Source organism: Streptomyces cyaneofuscatus (assembly GCF_033109485.1).
Classification (GTDB): domain Bacteria; phylum Actinomycetota; class Actinomycetes; order Streptomycetales; family Streptomycetaceae; genus Streptomyces; species Streptomyces cyaneofuscatus.
Window position 1 is genome coordinate 7,220,209 of the sequence record NZ_CP137002.1, and the last position, 19,562, is coordinate 7,239,770.

The 19,562-nt window shown below is 72.6% G+C and carries 21 protein-coding genes; 12 read left to right on the forward strand and 9 right to left on the reverse strand.

Features of this window, described 5'->3' with window-relative positions; translation table 11 throughout:
* Nucleotides 1-65 precede the first annotated feature (65 nt).
* Nucleotides 66-1,031 carry a DMT family transporter gene (locus tag R2B67_RS31880; protein ID WP_317822924.1) on the forward strand — a complete coding sequence of 322 codons (966 nt, stop codon included), beginning with the start codon at nt 66-68 and terminating at the stop codon, nt 1,029-1,031.
* 68 nt (nt 1,032-1,099) lie between these two features.
* On the opposite strand, the gene R2B67_RS31885 is transcribed toward R2B67_RS31880, so the two are convergent.
* Complete coding sequence (locus R2B67_RS31885; protein WP_317822926.1) at nt 1,100-1,795, reverse strand: pyridoxamine 5'-phosphate oxidase family protein; 696 nt, start codon at nt 1,793-1,795, stop codon at nt 1,100-1,102.
* Nucleotides 1,796-1,843: 48 nt separating this feature from the next.
* Here R2B67_RS31885 and R2B67_RS31890 point away from each other — a divergent pair, with 48 nt between their 5' ends.
* Entirely contained in the window at nt 1,844-3,175 is a 1,332-nt protein-coding gene (locus tag R2B67_RS31890; RefSeq protein WP_317822935.1) for an aminotransferase class I/II-fold pyridoxal phosphate-dependent enzyme, read from the forward strand.
* A gap of 67 nt (nt 3,176-3,242) precedes the next feature.
* Here the strand turns inward: R2B67_RS31890 and R2B67_RS31895 are convergent, their stop codons facing one another.
* On the reverse strand, nt 3,243-4,256 hold the full coding sequence (locus tag R2B67_RS31895; protein ID WP_317822939.1) for a DMT family transporter: 1,014 nt from the start codon (nt 4,254-4,256) through the stop codon (nt 3,243-3,245).
* A 133-nt stretch (nt 4,257-4,389) separates the two neighbouring features.
* On the opposite strand from R2B67_RS31895, the gene R2B67_RS31900 reads away from it, so the two are divergent.
* Complete coding sequence (locus R2B67_RS31900; RefSeq protein WP_317822941.1) at nt 4,390-5,313, forward strand: LysR family transcriptional regulator; 924 nt, start codon at nt 4,390-4,392, stop codon at nt 5,311-5,313.
* Here the strand turns inward: R2B67_RS31900 and R2B67_RS31905 are convergent, their stop codons facing one another.
* A complete protein-coding gene (locus R2B67_RS31905) occupies nt 5,314-5,787 on the reverse strand; it encodes a pyridoxamine 5'-phosphate oxidase family protein (protein ID WP_317822943.1) in 474 nt (157 codons plus the stop codon).
* 128 nt (nt 5,788-5,915) lie between these two features.
* On the opposite strand from R2B67_RS31905, the gene R2B67_RS31910 reads away from it, so the two are divergent.
* Entirely contained in the window at nt 5,916-6,575 is a 660-nt protein-coding gene (locus R2B67_RS31910) for a cysteine hydrolase family protein (RefSeq protein WP_317822944.1), read from the forward strand.
* 14 nt (nt 6,576-6,589) lie between these two features.
* Here R2B67_RS31910 and R2B67_RS31915 read toward each other — a convergent pair whose 3' ends face one another.
* The 4 genes from R2B67_RS31915 to R2B67_RS31930 all read right to left on the reverse strand — a co-directional run bounded on the left by R2B67_RS31915 (nt 6,590) and on the right by R2B67_RS31930 (nt 9,845).
* Entirely contained in the window at nt 6,590-7,048 is a 459-nt protein-coding gene (locus tag R2B67_RS31915) for a Rieske (2Fe-2S) protein (protein WP_317822945.1), read from the reverse strand.
* 139 nt (nt 7,049-7,187) lie between these two features.
* Nucleotides 7,188-7,769 (reverse strand): snapalysin family zinc-dependent metalloprotease, encoded by a 582-nt coding sequence (locus tag R2B67_RS31920; RefSeq protein WP_317822946.1) that lies wholly within the window; start codon nt 7,767-7,769, stop codon nt 7,188-7,190.
* A 180-nt stretch (nt 7,770-7,949) separates the two neighbouring features.
* On the reverse strand, nt 7,950-8,861 hold the full coding sequence (locus R2B67_RS31925; protein ID WP_317822948.1) for a LysR family transcriptional regulator: 912 nt from the start codon (nt 8,859-8,861) through the stop codon (nt 7,950-7,952).
* A gap of 204 nt (nt 8,862-9,065) precedes the next feature.
* Nucleotides 9,066-9,845, reverse strand: a complete 780-nt coding sequence (locus R2B67_RS31930; RefSeq protein ID WP_237324833.1) for a S1 family peptidase — start codon at nt 9,843-9,845, stop codon at nt 9,066-9,068.
* 237 nt (nt 9,846-10,082) lie between these two features.
* On the opposite strand from R2B67_RS31930, the gene R2B67_RS31935 reads away from it, so the two are divergent.
* The 7 genes from R2B67_RS31935 (at nt 10,083) to R2B67_RS31965 (ending at nt 16,181) form a co-directional block, all read left to right on the forward strand.
* Nucleotides 10,083-10,961: a HipA family kinase gene (locus R2B67_RS31935; protein ID WP_317822950.1), complete on the forward strand. Its 879-nt coding sequence runs from the start codon at nt 10,083-10,085 to the stop codon at nt 10,959-10,961.
* Nucleotides 10,958-11,341: a DUF3037 domain-containing protein gene (locus R2B67_RS31940; protein ID WP_317822951.1), complete on the forward strand. Its 384-nt coding sequence runs from the start codon at nt 10,958-10,960 to the stop codon at nt 11,339-11,341. The genes R2B67_RS31935 and R2B67_RS31940 overlap by 4 nt, the downstream gene beginning before the upstream one ends.
* 193 nt (nt 11,342-11,534) lie before the next feature.
* On the forward strand, nt 11,535-12,296 hold the full coding sequence (gene fabG, locus R2B67_RS31945; RefSeq protein ID WP_317822952.1) for a 3-oxoacyl-ACP reductase FabG: 762 nt from the start codon (nt 11,535-11,537) through the stop codon (nt 12,294-12,296).
* A 20-nt stretch (nt 12,297-12,316) separates the two neighbouring features.
* A complete protein-coding gene (locus R2B67_RS31950; RefSeq protein WP_317822953.1) occupies nt 12,317-13,072 on the forward strand; it encodes an SDR family oxidoreductase in 756 nt (251 codons plus the stop codon).
* Nucleotides 13,073-13,190: 118 nt separating this feature from the next.
* Nucleotides 13,191-14,771, forward strand: coding sequence for an ABC transporter substrate-binding protein (locus R2B67_RS31955; RefSeq protein ID WP_317822955.1), 1,581 nt, complete (start codon nt 13,191-13,193; stop codon nt 14,769-14,771).
* A 115-nt stretch (nt 14,772-14,886) separates the two neighbouring features.
* On the forward strand, nt 14,887-15,570 hold the full coding sequence (locus tag R2B67_RS31960; protein WP_237324830.1) for a uracil-DNA glycosylase: 684 nt from the start codon (nt 14,887-14,889) through the stop codon (nt 15,568-15,570).
* A 110-nt stretch (nt 15,571-15,680) separates the two neighbouring features.
* Nucleotides 15,681-16,181, forward strand: a complete 501-nt coding sequence (locus R2B67_RS31965; protein ID WP_317822958.1) for a hypothetical protein — start codon at nt 15,681-15,683, stop codon at nt 16,179-16,181.
* 80 nt (nt 16,182-16,261) lie between these two features.
* Here the strand turns inward: R2B67_RS31965 and R2B67_RS31970 are convergent, their stop codons facing one another.
* Nucleotides 16,262-16,738, reverse strand: a complete 477-nt coding sequence (locus R2B67_RS31970) for a hypothetical protein (RefSeq protein ID WP_317822959.1) — start codon at nt 16,736-16,738, stop codon at nt 16,262-16,264.
* 302 nt (nt 16,739-17,040) lie between these two features.
* Here R2B67_RS31970 and R2B67_RS31975 point away from each other — a divergent pair, with 302 nt between their 5' ends.
* On the forward strand, nt 17,041-17,949 hold the full coding sequence (locus R2B67_RS31975; protein ID WP_317822960.1) for a Gfo/Idh/MocA family protein: 909 nt from the start codon (nt 17,041-17,043) through the stop codon (nt 17,947-17,949).
* Here R2B67_RS31975 and lnt read toward each other — a convergent pair.
* On the reverse strand, nt 17,870-19,465 hold the full coding sequence (lnt, locus tag R2B67_RS31980) for an apolipoprotein N-acyltransferase (protein WP_317822962.1): 1,596 nt from the start codon (nt 19,463-19,465) through the stop codon (nt 17,870-17,872). The two genes, R2B67_RS31975 and lnt, sit on opposite strands and share 80 nt — an antisense overlap.
* Nucleotides 19,466-19,562: the final 97 nt, after the last annotated feature.

Here is a 19,562-nt window from a genome sequence, read left to right on the forward strand (position 1 = left end):
CGGTTCGTCGCTGCCCGCGTGCGGAGCCGAGCGACCACCACCCTGTCCTCCTCTGGAGCGGTCCTATGTCCCTTCCCGCTGTTTCCGCGCTGCCCGTCGGGCGGAGCCTGCTGTATCTCGTCATCGCCGGTGTCGCCTGGGGCACCGCAGGTGCGGCCGCCTCCCTGATCTTCCGGGTCAGCGATCTCGGTCCCCTCGCCCTGTCCTTCTGGCGCTGCGTCGGCGGCCTCGTCCTGCTGGCCGGGGCGCTCGCCGTACGTCCCCGCCGGGCACCCCGGCAGACCGAGCCCCGGCGTCGCCGGCTGCTGCGCATCCTCGGCACGGGGGTCGGTCTCACCGTGTTCCAGAGCGCCTACTTCGCGGCGGTGGACCTCACCGGCCTCGCCGTGGGCACCGTCGTCACCCTCGGCGCCGGGCCTGTCCTGATCGCCGTCGGCGCACGGCTGATGCTGGGCGAACGCCTCGGCAAGGGCGGCCTGGCTGCCGTGACCGGGGCGCTCGCCGGACTGGCCGTGCTGGTCCTGGGCGGAGAGGGCGGCGACATCGTCCCGGCCGGGGTGCTGCTCGCGCTCCTGTCCGCCTCCGGGTACGCGGCGATCACCCTGCTCACCCGATGGCTGGGGCGGGACGGCGGCGGCGGTGACGCGCTGACCACCAGCGCCTGGGCGTTCGGCATCGGGGCGGTGGGGCTGCTGCCCATGGCCGCGGCCGAGGGCCTCGTGCCGCACACCGCCGAGACGGGCCAGGTGCTGTGGCTGCTCGTCTACGTGGCGGCGGTGCCCACCGCGCTCGCGTACGCGCTGTACTTCGCGGGGGCCGCCGCCGTCCGCTCGGCCACCGTCTCCGTGATCATGCTCCTGGAGCCGGTGAGCGCCGCGCTCATCGCGGTGACCGTCCTGCGGGAGCGACTGACGGCGGCCACCGTCCTCGGCACCCTGCTCCTGCTGACCGCCGTGGCCGGGCTCGCCCTGGCCGAGGCGCGGGGCGCCTCGGCCACGCGCCGGAGGGAGGGCGAGGCGGTGGCTGTGTAGCGGAGTGGCGGGGGAGGGCCGGGGCCGGCCGTCGAGGCGGGGCCCGCCCCTCCCCGGATGGCTCCGGATCAGAGCGCGCGGAGGTAGTCCGGTACGCCGATGGCCGGGTCCAGGTCGTCCGCCGGGACCGGCTGCGCGTAGCCCCGGGTGAGCGGCACGATCCCGGTCCAGTGGGGGAGGGTGAGGTCCTCCGGCTCGTCGTTGGGGCCGCCGGTGCGCACCTTCGCCGAGACCTCGTCCAGGTCCAGCCGGATCACCGCCGTGGCGGCCAGCTCCTTGGCGTTGGCCGGGCGCGCGTCCCGGGAGCGGCCGGGGACGGCCTGGTCGACGATCGCGTCGAGGGCGATGCGCCGCTCCTCGGGGTCGGTCACCGTGACGGCGGTGCCGTGGACCACCACGGAGCGGTAGTTCAGCGAGTGGTGGAAGGCGGACCGGGCCAGCACCAGCGCGTCGACATGGGTGACGGTCAGACAGACCGGCAGCCCCGGGTCCGTCGCCCGGGCGGTCCGCAACGGGCGGGAGCCGGTCGACCCGTGGACGAACAGGCGCTCCCCGACCCGGCCGTACATGGTCGGCAGCACGACCGGCGCCCCGTCCCGGACGAAGCCGAGGTGGCAGAGGTAGGCCGCGTCGAGTATCGAGTGGACCAGCTCCCGGTCGTAGGAGGCGCGCTCCTTGGCCCGGGTGGGCACTGTGCGGGCGGTGGGCGTGTAGGGGGCGGCGACGCCGGGGCCCGTGGTGGTGGGCGGTGCGGTGTCCTGCATGGCGTACTCCCGTTGCGGATCTCATTGCACTAGTGCATACTGTTGTTTGTGCTAGGAGAGTATCGGATCAGTGGGCGGCGCGCATCGGAGATTGCCGCCAGTGTGGAGCGCGGGGTCGGTTCCGGAGACCTCCCGCCCGGTCATGTGCTGCCCCCCATGCGGGAGTTGGCCGAGCGGCTGGAGGTCAACCCGAACACGGTGGCGGCCGCCTACCGGACGCTGCGCGAGCGCGGAGTGATCGAGACGGCGGGCCGCCGGGGGAGCCGGGTGCGGCCGCGTCCGGCCAGCACGTCGCGCGGCTCCCTGCGCATCGAGGCTCCGCCGGGCGTACGTGATCTCGGCGAGGGCAACCCCGATCCGGCCCTGCTGCCGGAGCTCGGCCCGGCGCTCGCCGCGGCCGCCGCGGTCCACGCGGAGAGCCCGGGGCTGTACGGAGAGGCGCCCGTGGTCTTGGAGTTCGCCGCGTACGCGCGTACCGCGATGGACGCCGACGGGGTGCCCGAGGGGCCGGTCGCGGTGACATCCGGAGCCCTCGACGCCATCGAGAGGGTGCTCGCGGCGCACCTGAGGCCGGGCGACGCGGTGGCGGTGGAGGACCCGGGGTGGGGCAGCGTCCTCGACCTCGTACCGGCGCTCGGGCTGCACGCCGTGCCGGTCGGGGTGGACGACGAGGGGCCGCTCGTCGCGGATGTGGAGCGGGTGCTGCGGGCCGGGGCGCGGGCGCTCGTCGTCACCGACCGGGCGCAGAACCCGACCGGTGCCTCGGTGAGCGCCGGCCGGGCCCGGGAGCTCAAGGCCGTGCTCGCCCGCAACCCGGGCGTGCTGCTGATCGAGGACGACCACGGCCACGCCATCGTCGACCTGCCGCTGCACCCGCTGGCCGGGACCACGGACCACTGGGCGTTCGTCCGGTCGGCGGCCAAGGCGTACGGCCCCGACCTGCGGGTCGCCGTCCTCACCGGCGACGCGGTCACGGTCGACCGGGTGACGGGCCGGCAGCGGCTGGGGCCCGGCTGGGTCAGCCGGCTGCTCCAGCGTGCCGTACTCCACCTGTGGACCTCGGAGGCCGTCGACACCGCCGCTGTCGCCCGGTCCTACGGGGAGCGGCGCGACGCCCTCGTGCACGCGCTGGCGGAGCGCGGGGTGGCGGCCCACGGGCGCAGCGGGATGAACGTGTGGGTGCCCGTCAGCGACGAGACCGGGGCCATCGCCCGGCTGCTCCACGCGGGCTGGGCCGTGGCCCCCGGAGCGCGCTTCCGGATGGGCACGCCCCAGGCGGTGCGGCTCACGGTGTCCCCGCTGACCACGGCGGACATCGGGCCGCTGGCGGACGCGGTGGCGGCTGCGGCGGGGCCGGCGCGGCCGGTGACGTACGGCTGAAGTGCGGTGCTGTGCGGTGCGGTGCGGTGCTGTGCTGTGCCTGCCGGTCACATGCGGTGCCTGCCGGTCACGTGCGGCTGAGGCGCTTCGTCCGGTCGCCCGCCGTACGGGTCCGGGCGGCGGTGGTGGCCGACGGGCGGCTCTGGGTGAGCGCCGCCCCGGCCAGCACGATCACCGCGCCCACCGGGGTGTTCCAGGTCAGCTGCTCGCCGAGCAGGGCGACGCCCGCGGCGGTGGCGATCACCGGGATGAAGTAGGTGACCATCTGCCCGGTCGTCGGTCCGACCTCCTGGACCAGCCCGTACTGGAGCAGCACCGCAAGCCCCGTGCCGAGTGCTCCGAGCGCCAGGACCGACAGCGTGGGCAGCAGGGGGAACGTGTCCGGTGCGGAGGTGAACACCGGTGTGACCACGGCCAGTTGCAGCGTCCCGATGAAGAGCTGGCTGCCGGTGAGCGTCAGCGTCGAGGAGCCGGTCCCGGCCAGCGTACGGCGGACGTAGATCCAGCCGACCGCGTAGCTGAACGAGGCCAGCAGCGCCATCCCCGTACCTGGCAGGTCCAGGCCGGAGAAGCCCTGCCAGGCGCCCAGGACGGTCAGCACCCCGAGGAAGCCGACGCCCAGGCCGGCGACGCGGCGGCGGGTCGGGCGGTCCTCGGAGAGGGCGACCACCGAGAGGGCCATGCCCCACAGGGGTGAGGTCGCGTTGCAGATGCCCGCGAGGGTGGAGGGGATCGTCAGCTCGGCGTAGGAGAAGAGGGAGAACGGCAGCGCGTTGAGGAAGAACGCCGCCACGGTGATGTGCCCCCAGGTCCGGGCCGAGCGCGGCAGCCGCTCACGGCGCATCGCCATCGCGACGGCCAGGACGGCGGTCCCGGCCAGCAGCCTGCCGAGCGTGACCTGGAACGGCGCGAACCCCTGGGTGCCCACCTTGATGAGCAGGAAGCTGAACCCCCAGATCAGGGAGAGCGCGGCGAACCGGATCCGCCAGTCTACGGCCGGGCGCCGGGTGGCGGGAGCGGGTGTGAAAGGGGGTACGGAGGCGGCCGGAGGGGCGGCGGGCTGCTGGCAGGGGACGCTCATGGCTCAACGATGACGAACAGCATTGATAAGAACAAGCGAGAGTTTCTGTGCTGGTTCGCGTAGCATCGCTTACATGTTGAACGTGGGGCGGACATCGTGAATCGGGAGCGGACATGTTGAGCCGGGAGCGGACATGCTGAATCTGGAGCGGCTGCGCACCCTGGACGCCCTCGCCCGGCACGGCTCTGTGAGCGGAGCCGCCGGGGGGCTGCATGTCACCACGTCGGCGGTCTCGCAGCAGATGGCCAAGCTGGAGCGCGAGGTCGGGCAGCAGTTGCTCGCCAGGCACGGGCGCGGCGTCCGCCTCACCGACGCGGGCCGGCTGCTCGCGGACCACGCCGCACGGATCCTGTCGCAGGTCGAGCTGGCCCAGTCCGACATCGAGGCCCAGCGCGGCGAGGTGGTCGGCGAGGTGACGCTCTCGGCGTTTCCCACGGCGGCGCGCGGACTGCTGCCCGCCACGCTCACCGCCCTGCGCGTGGACCATCCCGAACTGAGAGTGCGTACGCGGGAGCTGGAGCCGGAGCAGGGGCTCCAGGCGGTGCTGCGGGGCGATGTCGACGTGGCCGTGGTGCTCGACTGGAGCAACAAGCGGCTTCCCGTGCCCGGCGGCCTGGCCAAGGCCGAACTCCTGGAGGACGCACCGGATATCGCCATGCCGGCCGGGCACCCGTTGGCCGGCCGTGCAGAGGTGGATCTGGAGGACTTCGCCCAGGACGAGTGGGTCTCCTGGCCCGAGGGCGAATTCTGTTACGAGTGGCTCATGTTCACCCTGCGCTCCCGGGGCATCGAACCGCGCATCTCCCACCTCGCCGGAGAGCACCACACGCAACTCGCCCTCATCGCTGCTGGGTTCGGCGTCTGCGTCGCACCACGACTGGGCCGTGGACCCGTTCCCGAGGGGGTCGCCCTGGTGCCGGTGCGGCAGACCATGCGCCGCCACATCCACGCCGTCTGGCGCACGGACGCCGACCGCCGCCCCTCCGTCCGGGCCGCCGTCGCGTCGCTGCGGGCGGCGGGAGCACGGGTGGCGGCCGGGATCTCCACGGCGGGGTGACTACCGGGACAGGTCCGCCAGCTTGCGGAAGTCCCACGAGGTGATGGCGTCCGGGGTGAGCCGCAGCCAGGCGTGCCGGCCGTCGTGCGGCATCTCCTCCATCCCGAAGTACTTCACGGGGAACAGCCGCTCCGGTACGTCGAGTTCGGGGCACGGCTCGCCCGTACGCGGCGCCTCGCCGACGAACTCCGCCGTACCGGACAGCTCCACGCCGCGCAGCTCGTCGTACTCCACGCCGTCGTCGACCACGACGGCGATCCGCGGGTCCTTGCGCAGCTGGGACCAGCGCAGGCTGCGGGTGATGGAGTACAGCCAGAGCGAGGTGCCGTCCCAGACGAACCAGAGCGCGCCGATGTGCGGAGGGCCGTCGGCGGCGAGCGTGGCGACCCGGCAGGTGCGCTGCTCACGGAGGTAGGCGTCCCGCTCCTCGGGGGTCATCATGATCCGGCGACCGCGGCGCTGGGTGTCGGTCATGCGGGTTCCTCCCCTTGTCATCTGACGATCTGTCAGAAAGCATGGGGCCTCTTTCCGTGCGGCGCAATGCCACTCGCCCCGCGCGGCAGACCCCGGACGGGAGAAGGCCCACAAGGAGGAGGAGCGCCGTGGCGTCCAGAGAATCCCAGGAACGGCTCGCCGCGCTGCTGGCCCCCGACACCACCGTACTGCTGACCGTCGAATGCCAGCAGGGGGTCGTGGGGCCGGACAGCGCCCTGCCCGAACTCGCCGCGGCCGCCCGCTCCTCGGGCGCCCTCGACAACATCGCCCGGCTGGTCGCCGCCGCCCACGAGAGCGGGGTCCAGGTCATGCACGCCGTCGCCGAGAGCCGCCCCGACGGACGCGGCGCCAACCGCAACGCCCGGCTCTTCCGCGCCGCCGCCCGGCTCCCCGTACAGCAGCACACCGGCACCACCGCCGTACGGGTCGCGGCGCCCGTCCAGGTCGCGGAGGAGGATCTCGTCGTGCGGCGGCTGCACGGGCTCTCGCCGCTCGCCGGGACCGATGTGGACGCCCTCCTCCGTAACCTCGGCTGCCGCACGCTCGTCGTCACCGGGGTCTCGGCCAACGTCGCGATCCCCAACGCCGTGTTCGACGCCGTCAACCTCGGCTACACGGCCGTCGTCCCGGCCGACGCGATCGCGGGGGTGCCCGCCGAGTACACCCCCGCGATGATCCGCAACACGCTCGCCCTGGTCGCCACCGTCACCACCACCGACGACATCCTGGGCCGCTGGAAGGAGCCCCGCAGGCGCGCCGGGACCTGACCTGGCACAGACCTCTACGCCAGGGTGATCGAGTCTCCCGCCACCGAGATCTCCCGGGCGGGCAGAGGCTGGGTGGCGGGCCCGGCGGTCGGGCTGCCGGTCGCCGCGTCGAACGTCGAGTTGTGGCAGGGGCAGGTGATGACGTTGTCCACCACGTCCTTGACCGCACAGCCCTGGTGGGTGCACGTGGCCGAGAACGCCTTGAACTCACCGGCGCTCGGCTGGGTCACCACGACCTTCTGCGCGGCGAAGACGACCCCGCCGCCCTCGGGGATGTCGGCGGTCTTCGCCAGGACGGCCCCACCCGACCCGCCCGCCCCGCTGCTCCCGGGCTGCTGCTCGACCGACTCCGCGCCACCCGACCCGTCCGAACCCCCGCACGCGGTGAGTGCGGCGGCCGCCCCGGCCGCACCCACCGCCAGGACGACGGTGCGGCGTTCGAGGAGGGTCCGGCGCTCCTGGGCTGCGCTCATCGTGGCAAATCCCTTCATCGGTATCCATGAGTGTGTCCTTCGGCCATGGGTACGGAGAGCGGGGCGCGGGTGTTCAGCGGACGGGTGCGGAGCCTGGGGCCGGGCGCGGGAGGGGTGGGTGCCCACCCCTCCCGCCTGGTCAGGGCGCGTCGACCAGTACGCGGCCGTCGGCCGGTGTGCGTGTGGCGGCACGGCCGGCGTACGCGGACTCGACCCGGGACCGCTCAGTCGCGTTGGGGACGGAGTTCCTGCAACTGGTGCCCGCGCTGGAGCCCGACATCAGCTGGGAGCAGGGGCCGGGCTTGGTGTCCGGCAGGCCCAGGTTGTGACCGATCTCATGGGCGGCGATGCGGGTCTTGTCGTGCCCTTCCGAGACGGCCAGGCTGCCGAGCTCCACCCGGGCCTGGCCGCCGGGGCGGACCGGGCCCAGCGTGGCCTGCGGCCAGCCGTTGGTGGCGACGATCTGGATCTCGGCGCGGGTGCCGGGCCGTGCTTTCGCCAGCTTCACGTTGCCGACGTTCGCGTTCCACGCGGCGACGCCGGCGGTGACGGCCGACTGCCAGCCGGTGGCCCGGGTGTCGTCGTAGTAGAGCGTGGTCACCGCGGCGACGCGGGCGGGCGCGGCCGGTGGGGAAGCGGACGCGGCGTGCGTCGCCGGGGCCATGATCATGGTGAGCGCCGCGGCGGTGCCTGCTGCGGCGAACCACTTGGAGTGGGGCATGGCTTGGTCCTTTCGCTGGGCTGGGACGTACGTGGGAGGGGGCGTGCCGGGTCACATCGGAATTGACGGTGCTCTGTCAAGGTGTCGCGGTCGGAAGTATGCGCGCGTTCCGCCGGTTCCGGCCCATGCCGATCGGCCATCACGCGGATGGATGGGTGGCGCCATGGGGTTGCGGGCGGGTCAGTCCGACCTGACGCAGCGGGCCTCGAAGGCGTCCCGGACGAGTCCGAGCAGCAGGGGGCGGGCGCCGAAGAGGGGGGATTCGCGGTGCAGGGCCAGCAGATGTCTTCCGAGCAGGGGGTCGCCCGTGAGTCTTCGCATGGCCACGCCCTCGCGTGCCCGGGCCGACCCCTGCGCCAGGGTGAGGCCGACGCCCTGTGCGACCAGGTCGCACAGGATGCTCAGGTCGCCGATCCGGTGCGGTGACAGCCTTGGTACGAATCCGGCCGCCGCGCAGGCGTCGACCAGTGCCCCGTAGTCGTCGCAGCCCGGGTCGTTCGGCGGCAGGAGCCAGGTCTCGTCGGCGAGGCCCGCGAGGTCGATCCGGTCCTTTGCGGCCAGGGGGTGCCCGGCCGGGAGGATCACGACGACGGGTTCGAGTCCGATGATGTCGACCGCGACCCCGTCGGGAGGCGTCGTACCGAAGCCGTCCAGGTCGACCAGGCACGCCGCGTCGATGGACCGGTTGGCGACCTGGTCCATGGCTTCCCCGGTGCTGGCGAACTGGACGAAGCTCACGGGGTTGCTCAGTGCCGCGGGTAGATGGAGCGTCAGGTGGCTCAGCATCGGACCGGAGCTGCCGCCGACCGTCACCGGCTCGGGGCCGTCGGCCGACCGGAGCCGGTAGCTGCGGATCCGGTCGGCGCTGGTCACCGCGGAGCGGGCGTGCGAGATGACGAGTTCGCCGGCCCGGGTGGGCACCACTCCGCGGGCCGAGCGCTCGAAAAGCGGCTGGCCGAACGAGGCCTCGATCCGCCGCAGCTGGGTGGTCATGGCCGGCTGGGAGAGCATCAGGGCGGCGGCCGCCCGGGTCAGGCTGCCCGCTTCGGCGATCGCCAGCAGAATGCGGAGATGCCGCAGTTCCAGGTCCATGGCTGATTGAGGCTAGTTCACGCGCGTATGTCATGTCCATGAGTCGACGTGGGGTCGAGGGCGGCGGGGTGGACGAGGCGAGGTGGACGCGGTGGACCACGCGGATCGGGGTCAGGCGGAGGCGGCGTGCGCCGGGCCGCCTCCGCCCGGCTCCGGCTCGGCGGCCCGGGCCCTGGCGGCCCGGGTCGCCGGACGGATGTGGGCTCAGAGCGCCCCGGTGTACTGCTGGATCCAGGACCGCCAGGAGGCCAGGTCCGTGTAGACGGCGCCGCCGACGCCGCAGGTGCTGCTGTTGGAGCCGCTGCGGCTGGTGGCGCCGGCCAGTTCGAGGCGGCCGTTCCGGTTGACCAGGGCCGGGCCGCCGGAGTCGCCGTAGCAGGCGGTGTTGGAGGTGGTGCCCGCGATGCACAGCTCGCGGCTGTTCACCATGCCGAGGCAGGAGCTGTCGGGCAGCACCTTGGTGTCCAGCTGCTTGAGGTAGCGGGGTGCGCCGGTGGAGCAGCCGCGCTGCGGGCAGGTCTGGCCCCAACCGAGCAGCCGGGTGGCAGAGTTGTCGGGCGGGGTGGAGGCGGTGATCGGCACGGGCGTGTTGGCGACCTGGCTGCTGAGCCGGAGCAGGGCTATGTCCTGGCCGGGCATGCTCTGGCTGCTGGAGGGCCGGACGATCTGCGAGACGCCGGCCAGGGTGCCGCCGCTGAGGTGGTCGTTGGAGCCGATCCGGACGCGCAGCGCAGACGCGGGGAGGGCGCCGTTGCCGTACGTACAGTGCAGGGCCGTGACCATCCATCCCGGTGAGATGAGCGAGGCGCCGCAGTAGTGGCCGCCGTTGACCTGGATGGACCCCATGAACGAGTAGGTGGAGGTGGCCTGTCCGCCGCCGACGATGGGGTTCGGGGCGGCAGTGGCGGTGCCGGTGAAGGCCGGAGCGGCGATGGCCAGGCCGAGGGCGATTCCCGCGGCGAGCAGGGGCCGGGAAAGGGGCATGGGAGGTCCTTCGCGTGGGAGGTGTGGGAGGTCCGGAGGGGGCGGGCCGTCGATCCGACCGGTGGTCGCGTCTTGTTCGTGGCCCGTCAACCTGCCGTCCACAGGAGTATGGGAGGGGCCCGCGGCGGTCCGCCAATGTCAGCGCCCCATAACATCCGGGAGTACCGGCAGGTAGTTCGCGCCGGGCGCGGTGCTATCGGCGGGCGGCACGGAGGGAGCGGCCGATAGCCTGGCCGCATGCTCACCGAAGTCACCGCGACCCGCTACGTCACGCCCCTGCGTGAGGGCGGCTCGCTCCCCGGAATCGTCGAGGCCGACGACCTGGGCACGTACGTCATGAAGTTCACCGGGGCCGGCCAGGGCCGCAAGACGCTCGTCGCGGAGGTCATCTGCGGGGAGCTGGGGCGGCGGCTCGGGCTGCGGGTGCCGGAGCTGGTGACCATCGAGCTCGACCCGGTCATCGGTCTCGCCGAGCCCGACCAGGAGGTGCAGGAGCTGCTCAAGGCGAGCGGCGGGCTGAACCTCGGCATGGACTACCTGCCGGGCTCGCTCGGCTTCGACCCGCTCGCCTACGAGGTGGGTGCGGCCGAGGCCGGGCGGGTCGTCTGGTTCGACGCGCTGATCAACAACGTCGACCGCTCCTGGCGCAATCCCAACATGCTGGTCTGGCACGGCGATCTCTGGCTCATCGACCACGGCGCCACCATGATCTGGCACCACAACTGGCCGGGCGCCGAGGCCTCGGCGGCGAAGCCGTACAACGCCTCCGACCATGTGCTGGCCCCCTTCGCCCCGGACATCGCCGCCGCGGCCGCCGAGCTCGCCCCGCTGGTCACCGAGGAGCTGCTCACCGAGGTGGCCGCCGAGGTGCCGGACGCCTGGCTGGTGGACGAGCCCGGGTTCTCCTCCACCGACGAGCTGCGCCGGGCCTATGTGGCGCCGCTGCTCGCGCGGGCCGCCACCATCCACGAGCGGATCACCCTGGACGCGCCGGCCCCGAACCGGCCCTCCCAGGCCCCCGGCTGGCTCACCGAACGCCTGCCACCCCGGCCTCAGCCGACCGGTGAGGACCGCGCCGCGGCAGCCGCCCGTACCGGCCAGGAGGGTGGCCGATGACGCGCCGCGATGTCTTCGAGTACGCGCTCCTGCGGGTCGTCCCCCGGGTCGAGCGCGGGGAGTGCTTCAACGCCGGGGTCCTCGTCTACTGCCGGGCCCATTCGTTCGTCGCCGCCCGTACGCACCTGGACGAGGCGAAGCTGAGGGCGCTGGACCCGTACGCCGACGTGGTGGGCGTACGGGCCGCCCTCCGCGCGGTCGAAGGGGTCTGCGGCGGCGGGGAGGGGGCCGGGCAGGCGGCCGGTGACGACGCCGGGCGGCGCTTCCGCTGGCTGATCGCGCCGCGCTCCACGGTCGTCCAGCCCGGGGCCGTGCACACCGGGCTCACCACCGACCCGGCCGGTGAGGTGGAGCGGCTGCTCGACCTGCTGGTGCGCTGAATCCGGTACGAGGGGGTCGCCGCCCGGTGTGACGTGCGGCCCCCCGGGCCGCGCGCCGTTGACACCGGGTGCCAGGGCTTCTAGCGTCTCGACTGCTGAAGGTACTAAGCGGTTGCTCAGCCATCGGGTCTCTCTGTCAGGGAACGGCCACGACGTCCGCTGAGCCGCTATCCAAGGGCGAGGAGAACCAAGCATGTCCACCACCGAGCAGCGCGTCGCCATCGTGACGGGAGCGGCGCGGGGCATCGGCGCCGCCACCGCCGTACGCCTGGCGGCCGAGGGCCGCGCCGTCGCCGTACTCGACCTCGACGAGGCGGCTTGCAAGGAAACCGTCGAGAAGATCACCGCCGCCGGCGGCACCGCGCTCGCCGTCGGCTGCGACGTGTCGGACAGCGCCCAGGTGGAAGCCGCCGTCGCGCGGGTCGCCGCCGAGCTGGGTGCCCCGACGATCCTCGTGAACAACGCGGGCGTGCTCCGCGACAACCTGCTGTTCAAGATGAGCGAGTCCGACTGGGACATCGTGATGAACGTCCACCTCAAGGGCGCGTTCCTGATGGCGAAGGCCGTCCAGGCGCACATGGTGGAGGCCAAGTTCGGCCGGATCGTCTCGCTGTCCTCCTCCTCGGCCCTCGGCAACCGCGGCCAGGCCAACTACTCCGCCGTCAAGGCGGGCCTCCAGGGCCTCACCAAGACCCTCGCCAAGGAGCTCGGCAAGTTCGGCGTCACCGCCAACGCCGTCGCCCCCGGCTTCATCGTCACCGAGATGACCGCGCAGACCGCCGCCCGCGTCGGCATGGGCTTCGAGGAGTTCCAGGCGGCCGCCGCCACCCAGATCCCGGTCCAGCGCGTCGGCCGTCCCGAGGACGTCGCCAACGCCATCGCCTTCTTCGCCGGTGACGACGCCGGCTTCGTCTCCGGCCAGGTCATCTACGTGGCCGGCGGCCCCCTCAACTGACCCGAAGGGCAGCGAACGACATGACGGTGCAGGACAGCGGAAAAGTCGCCCTCATCACGGGCGCGAGCCGGGGCATCGGCTACGGGATCGCCGAGGCGCTCGTCGCGCGCGGCGACCGGGTGGCCATCACCGGGCGGGGCGAGGACGCCCTCAAGGAGGCCGTGGAGCGGCTCGGAGCCGACCGGGTCATCGCCATCCCCGGCAAGGCCCACGACGAGTCCCACCAGGCGGCTGCGGTCGAGCGGACCATGGAGGCGTTCGGCCGGGTCGACTACCTGGTGAACAACGCGGGGACCAACCCGGTCTTCGGCCCCATGGCCGAGCTCGACCTCAACGTGGCCCGCAAGGTCTACGAGACCAACGTGATCTCGGCGCTCGGCTTCGCCCAGCAGACCTGGAAGGCCTGGCAGAGGGAGAACGGCGGGGCGATCGTCAACATCGCCTCCGTCGCCGGCGTCGCCCCCTCGCCGTTCATCGGCGCGTACGGGATGTCCAAGGCGGCCATGATCAACCTGACCGCCCAGCTGGCGCACGAGTTCGCGCCGGTCGTCCGGGTCAACGCGATCGCCCCCGCCGTGATCAAGACCAAGTTCGCCGAGGCGCTCTACGAGGGCCGGGAAGCGGAGGCGGCCGCCGCCTATCCGCTCGGCAGGCTCGGTGTGCCCGAGGACATCGGGGGTGCCGCGGCCTTCCTGACCTCGGCACAGTCGGACTGGATCACCGGACAGACCCTGGTGGTCGACGGAGGAATTTTCCTCAACGCCGGCGTGGGCTGAGAGCAGCCTGAACCGTTTTGGCCCTGATTGACTCAAGTGCCCCGCCGGGCTGACGGATTGTCCCGGCGGGGCGCTGCGGTATGGTCTGCCGACCCATGGCTGATCGAGGAGCGTGCACGTGTTCTACCGGGCCAGTCTGCAGGCCGCTGCAGCCCTAGCATCCCTTTCTCTGCTGGCCGGCTGCGGTCTTCTTTCCGACAGCGGATCGGAAGAGAACCAGAAGATAACCGTCGGGACGACGAGCTCCCCGTCCACGCTGGACCCGGCGGCGGCCTGGGACGGCTCCTGGGAGCTGATGCGGAACATCTACCAGACGTTGATGAGCTTCCCCACCGGCAGTACGAGCCCCGAGCCGGACGCGGCCGACACCTGCACCTTCACCGACGCCACGAGCATGGCCTACCGGTGCACGCTCAAGAAGAACCTCAAGTTCTCCAACGGCGAGAAGCTCGACGCCGCGGCCGTGAAGTACTCCATCGACCGGGTCGTGGACATTCACTTCAAGGGCGGCCCGGCCGGCCTGCTCGGCTCGCTCGACCGGATCGAGACCAAGGGTGACGACACCGTCATCTTCCACCTGAACAAGTCCGACGCCACCTTCCCGTTCATCCTGGCCACGCCCGCCATGTCCCTGGTCGCGCCCGGCGACTACCCCAAGGACAAGATCCGCGACGACGGGAAGATCACCGGCTCCGGCCCCTACCTCCTGGACTCCTACGAGGGCGGTGTCTCCGCGGAGCTGTCGAAGAACCCCGACTACAAGGGCTTCGCCAACCGGAAGAACAACGCGGTCACCATCCGGTACTTCGAGAAGTCCAGCGAGATGGTGAACGCGCTCAAGGCCAAGGAGATCGACGCCACCTACCGCGGTCTGACCGCCGAGGAGGTCGTCGGCCTGGAGGACAAGAAGGAGGGCAACGACGGCCTCCAGATCATCGAGACCACCGGCGCGGACATCCGCTTCCTGGTCTTCAACCCGAAGGACCCGGCCGCCGCCAAGCCCGCGGTCCGCAAGGCCATCGCCCACATCGTCGACCGGGACGCGCTGGTCGCCAAGGTCTACCGGGGCACCGCCGAACCCCTCTACTCGATGATCCCCAAGGGCATCTCCGGGCACACCACCAGCTTCTTCGACACCTTCGGCGACCCGGACGTGAAGAAGGCCAAGGAGATCCTCACCGAGGCGGGCATCACCGAGCCGGTGAAGATGACCTTCTGGTACACCACCGACCGGTACGGCTCCTCCACCCAGCCCGAGTTCGAGGAGCTGGAGCGGCAGCTGGAGAAGACGGGGCTCTTCGACATCACGCTGGAGAGCGCCCCCTGGAAGACCTTCCAGGAGGGCTTCACCCAGGGCGAGTACCCGGTCTTCGGCCGTGGCTGGTTCCCGGACTTCCCGGACCCGGACAACTTCATCGCCCCGTTCGTCGGCGAGGAGAGCGTCACCGGAACTCCGTACCGCAACAAGGAGATCACCCAGCAGCTCATCCCGGCCACGCGGCAGGAGAGCGACCGGGGCGCGGTCAGCAAGCAGTTCGAGCGGGCCCAGCAGATCCTCGTCGACGACGTCCGGCTGCTGCCGCTGTGGCAGGGCAAGTTGTACGTCGCCTCCGGCGAGGACATCGGCGGCGGCGAGCGCGCACTTGACCCGCAGACCGTCATGCAGATGTGGGAGTTGTACCGCAAGGCCAGCTGGTAGCAGATACCAGGCAGCAGGTGTGCGGGCCCGGGGAGCAGGTCTCCCCGGGCCCGTTGTCAGTGGCGGGCGGTAGGTTCTGGGATCAAGAACCTGTTGCTCACCGGAGGTTGTGGACGTGACCGATATCGACCTGCTGCCCGAGTCCTGGCGCGGCGTCCTCGGCGAAGAACTGCAGAAGCCGTACGTCAAGGAGCTGGCGGACTTCGTCGAGGAGGAGCGGTCCAAGGGGCCGGTCTATCCGCCGCGCGAGCAGGTCTTCGCCGCCCTCGATGCCACGCCGTACGAGAAGGTCAAGGTCCTCGTCCTCGGCCAGGACCCGTATCACGGCGAGGGCCAGGGGCACGGGCTCTGCTTCTCCGTGCGGCCCGGCGTGAAGACGCCGCCCTCCCTGCGCAACATCTACAAGGAGATGCAGGAGGAGCTCGGCCTGCCCGTCCCGGACAACGGCTATCTGATGCCGTGGGCCGAACAGGGCGTGCTCCTGCTGAACGCGGTGCTCACCGTGCGCGGCGGGGAGGCCAACTCCCACAAGGGCAAGGGCTGGGAGAAGATCACCGACGCGGTGATCCGCGCCGTCGCCGAGCGGCCCGACCCGGCCGTCTTCGTCCTCTGGGGGAACTACGCCCAGAAGAAGCTCCCCCTGATCGACGAGGAGCGCCACGTCGTGGTGAAGGGCGCCCACCCCTCCCCGCTCTCCGCGAAGAAGTTCTTCGGCTCCCGGCCCTTCACCCAGATCAACGAGGCCGTCGCGGCCCAGGGCCACCAGCCGATCGACTGGCGCATCCCGAACCTCGGCTGAGGCCCGACCGGGCCGTGGAGCCCGTGCCTCAGCCGTATTGCCCCGGCCCGGCGCTAGCGTCGGGAAGGACCGGGACCACGACCGGCCGGCACGGGCCTGAGGAGACCACAGTGGTGGAGCAGCAGGAGGCGTCCGAGGACGCCGTCATGACCAGGATCGGCCAGGCGGTCATGCTGCTCCACGGCGGTGACCGGGAGGAGGCCCGCAACCGCTTCGGCCTCCTCTGGTCGGAGCTCGGCGCCGACGGTGACGGCCTGCACCGCTGCACCCTCGCGCACTACATGGCCGACACCCAGGACGACCCCGGGGACGAGCTCGCCTGGGACCTGCGGGCGCTGACGGCCGCCGAGGCGCTGAGCGGCGAGCGGCCGGCCGAGCACCGGGACTCCTTGGCGGTCCAGGCGCTCTACCCCTCGCTCCACCTCAACCTGGCGGCGGACTACGTCAAGCTCCAGCGCCCCGACGCGGCCCGTATCCACCTGCGCCAGGCCCGCGACGCGGCGGATGCGCTGGAGGACTGCGGGAGTGGGGCACCCGGCCCGTACAGCGGTTACGACGGGGGAGTGCGGGCCGCCATCGAGCGGCTGGAGGAGCGGATGCGGGGGGTGTGAGACCCGGGGGATGCGGGGCCCGGGGCGGCCTGGATGCCGGGGCGGTCCGAAAGCCCGGCCGTCCCGGGCCCCGGCGGGCTTCACCGCCCGTACGTCTCCTCGCAGATCCGGGCCTCCCTGCTGTCCCCGGGCCAGCCGCCGTACCCCCGGCCGAGCGCGCACACGTCATGCAGGCCGCCGCCCCGGGCCTGCGGCAGGGCGGGCAGCACGCCGGGAGGGATGACCGGGACCTGCCGGGGCGGGGTCCGCCGGGGCGGTGGCGCGGCCCGCTCCGGCGGCCGGGGTGCCGGGGGAGGCCCGGCCCGCCGGGCCTCCGCGGAGGAGCGAGGCGCGGGGAAGGCGGGCCTGCCCGGTGAAGGGCTCGGCTCCACGATGGTCTCCAGCGCCTCCCGCCCGGGCGGCTGCACCACCTGCGGGAACACGTCCTGGGCCGGTCTGCTGCTCTCCGTCGTCGAAGGCTGCCGCGGGCCCGCCTCCGGATCGACCGACACACAACCGGAGACGGCGGTGACGGCCACCCCGACCAGGAGTTTCGTGGTGAATCTGGTTCGCTGCACGCGGGTAACTCTGCGCTGCGGACAGCCGCCCGGGCAGCCCGTGGGCGAGGAATGGCCCGCACGAGTGACCCGGTCAGCACGGCGCCCCGGCCCGCCGCCCCGCTCCGGAGCCCCGGCCCGGCGCCCCGCTCCGGCGTGAGGGCGCGGGCAGCCGGACCGGAGGGGCGCGCGCTGGAACATGATCACGAGGCTGGCCAGGCATTTCTTCGCCGGGCGGGCGCCGGAAGCGGCCTGGCGGCGGCCCCGTATGCTGCCGGGCAACGGAACTGACGGAACTTCCGCACGGCGAGAGGGAGACCCCTGTGAAGGTCGGTTGCATCGGGCTCGGCGACATCGCGCAGAAGGCTTACCTGCCGGTGCTGAGCGCCGTACCGGGGGTCGAGCTGCACCTCCAGACCCGTACGCCCGCCACGCTCGACGCGGTGGGCGACACCCACCGCATCCCGGCCGCCGCCCGCCACACGACCCTGGACTCGCTGCTCGCCGAAGGGCTCGACGCGGCCTTCGTGCACGCCCCGACGGCGGTCCACCCGGAGATCGTGGAGCGGCTCCTCGAAGCCGGGGTCGCCACCTATGTCGACAAGCCGATCGCCTACGAGTACGCGGAGTCCGAGCGGCTGGTGAACCTCGCGGAGGAGCGCGGTGTCAGCCTCGCCGTCGGCTTCAACCGCCGCCTCGCGCCGAGCTACGCCCAGTGCGCCGAGCACCCCCGCGAGCTGATCCTGATGCAGAAGAACCGCGTCGGGCTGCCCGAGGATCCCCGCGCCCTGGTGCTCGACGACTTCATCCACGTCGTCGACACGCTGCGCTTCCTGGCCCCGGGGCCCGTCGACCACACCACCGTGCGGGCCAGGATCGTGGACGGACTGATGCACCACGTGGTGCTCCAGCTCTCCGGCGACGGATTCACCGCGATCGGGATGATGAACCGGCTCAACGGATCGACCGAGGAGATCCTGGAGGTCTCCGGCCGGGACACCAAGCGCCAGGTCCTCAACCTCGCCGACATCGTCGACCACAAGGGCCAGCCCAGCGTCCGCCGGCGCGGCGACTGGGTGCCGGTGGCCCGCCAGCGCGGCATCGAGGCGTGCGTCCACACGTTCCTGGACACGGTCCGCGCGGGCCAGGTGCTCAGTGCTCGGGACGCTTTGGCGACCCATGAGCTGTGCGAGCGGATCGTCCGGGACTCCCTGGAGCAGGCCTCCTCCTGAGCGCCCGCAGCCCCTCGGCGGCGCACAGGACGGCCAGCGCCGCCAGGGCCCCGTACACCGCCCAGTCGCCGAAGCGGACGTAGAGCGTGGTGCCGCGCGTCAGCGGTACGTCGTACACGGCCGCCGCGCTCTCGTCCGTACCGAGCGGCGTCCCGATCCGCTCCCCACGCGGCCCGTACACGGCGCTGATCCCGGTGAGCGTCGCGTGCACCAGGGGGCGGCCGTTCTCGGCGGCCCGCAGCGCGCCCAGGGACGCGTGCTGGGCCGGTGCCCAGCTCTCCTGGAAGGTGGAGGTGGCGGACTGCGCGACGAGCACCTGGGCGCCGTCCCGGGTCAGCCGCCGGCTCATGTCGGGGAACGCCGACTCGAAGCAGACCAGCGGACCGATCCGCAGCCGCTCGTCGCCGTCGGGCAGCTCCATCACCACCTGCCGGTCGCCCCGCAGCCGGTCCTCGCCCGCCGCCTTGCCCACCGAGGTCGCCCAGCCGAGCAGGGAGCGCGCCGGGACGTACTCACCGAACGGCACCAGGCGCATCTTGTCGTACCGGTCCCCGGTCGGCCCGTCAGGACCGACGAGCACCGCCGACTTGAAGATCCCGCTCCGCCCGGAGCCGTTCGTCTGCCGGGCGTCCACATTGACCAGCAGGTCGGCCCCGGTCTCCCGGGAGAGCGCCGCGAGCCGCCGCGCCGTCTCCGGGTCCCGCCAGACGCCCGCCCCGATGCTGCTCTCGCCCCACACCACGAGGTCGACGTCCCGGCCCGCCACCGTACGGGTCAGCTCCTCACCCCGGGCGAGGCGCCGCTCGACGCTCCCGGGGCCGGCGATGACACCCGGCTGTACGACGGCGATCCTGGCCGTCCCCGTGGTCACCGGCTGCGGCGCCCAGGCCCACACGAAGGTCACCGTCAGCGCGCACACGACCAGCAGCACCCCGCCCGTCGTCCGGGCCCCGGTCCGCGCGACCGTCAGCAGGACGAGCGCGGTGTTGACCGCCACCATCAGCAGGCTCACCAGCCACACCCCGCCCACCGACGCCACCCGCAGCGCCGGAGCGACCTCCCACTGGCTCGCGCCGAGCAGCCCCCAGGGCCCGCCCAGCCCCTCCCAGGAGCGGACCAGCTCGATCACCAGCCACCCCGACGGCACCGCCACCACCGCCGCGGCCGCCCGCAGCGCGGAGGGCGCACCGCCTAGCAGCCGCTGGACCAGCACGCCCCAGGGCGCCCACAGCAGGCCCAGCAGCGCGGCCAGCAGCACGATGAAGACGTGCAGGCTCGGCATCAGCCAGTGGTGGACGGCGATGACGAAGCCGGTGCCGCCGATCCAGCCGTCCAGCGCCGCCCGGCGCGTCGTCCCCGCCGAGCGGATCAGCAGCAGCCAGGGGACGAGCGCGACACAGGCCAGCCACCAGAGCGAGAGCGCGGGGAACGCGAGCGCGGGCAGCGCCCCGGCGAGGAGCGCCAGGGCACCCCGGCCCCAGCCGGACGCCGGAACCCGTCCGCCCCGCATCCGCATGCCGTGCCCTCCTCGTCCCACGTGGGTGAGCAGCCGCGTGGTCTGCCAGGTCAGCTCTGTGTACCCAGTGTGGGGGAGGTGATCCCCAGCGGATACC

What these genes read in the sequence shown, in the direction of transcription:
- R2B67_RS31880 (WP_317822924.1), top strand. Translation starts at nt 66, where the DNA reads ATGTCCCTTCCCGCTGTTTCCGCGCTGCCCGTCGGGCGGAGCCTGCTG.
- R2B67_RS31885 (WP_317822926.1), bottom strand. Translation starts at nt 1,795, where the DNA reads ATGCAGGACACCGCACCGCCCACCACCACGGGCCCCGGCGTCGCCGCC.
- R2B67_RS31895 (WP_317822939.1), bottom strand. Translation starts at nt 4,256, where the DNA reads ATGAGCGTCCCCTGCCAGCAGCCCGCCGCCCCTCCGGCCGCCTCCGTA.
- R2B67_RS31900 (WP_317822941.1), top strand. Translation starts at nt 4,390, where the DNA reads ATGCTGAATCTGGAGCGGCTGCGCACCCTGGACGCCCTCGCCCGGCAC.
- R2B67_RS31905 (WP_317822943.1), bottom strand. Translation starts at nt 5,787, where the DNA reads ATGACCGACACCCAGCGCCGCGGTCGCCGGATCATGATGACCCCCGAG.
- R2B67_RS31915 (WP_317822945.1), bottom strand. Translation starts at nt 7,048, where the DNA reads ATGAGCGCAGCCCAGGAGCGCCGGACCCTCCTCGAACGCCGCACCGTC.
- R2B67_RS31920 (WP_317822946.1), bottom strand. Translation starts at nt 7,769, where the DNA reads ATGCCCCACTCCAAGTGGTTCGCCGCAGCAGGCACCGCCGCGGCGCTC.
- R2B67_RS31925 (WP_317822948.1), bottom strand. Translation starts at nt 8,861, where the DNA reads ATGGACCTGGAACTGCGGCATCTCCGCATTCTGCTGGCGATCGCCGAA.
- R2B67_RS31930 (WP_237324833.1), bottom strand. Translation starts at nt 9,845, where the DNA reads ATGCCCCTTTCCCGGCCCCTGCTCGCCGCGGGAATCGCCCTCGGCCTG.
- R2B67_RS31935 (WP_317822950.1), top strand. Translation starts at nt 10,083, where the DNA reads ATGCTCACCGAAGTCACCGCGACCCGCTACGTCACGCCCCTGCGTGAG.
- R2B67_RS31940 (WP_317822951.1), top strand. Translation starts at nt 10,958, where the DNA reads ATGACGCGCCGCGATGTCTTCGAGTACGCGCTCCTGCGGGTCGTCCCC.
- fabG (WP_317822952.1), top strand. Translation starts at nt 11,535, where the DNA reads ATGTCCACCACCGAGCAGCGCGTCGCCATCGTGACGGGAGCGGCGCGG.
- R2B67_RS31950 (WP_317822953.1), top strand. Translation starts at nt 12,317, where the DNA reads ATGACGGTGCAGGACAGCGGAAAAGTCGCCCTCATCACGGGCGCGAGC.
- lnt (WP_317822962.1), bottom strand. Translation starts at nt 19,465, where the DNA reads ATGCGGATGCGGGGCGGACGGGTTCCGGCGTCCGGCTGGGGCCGGGGT.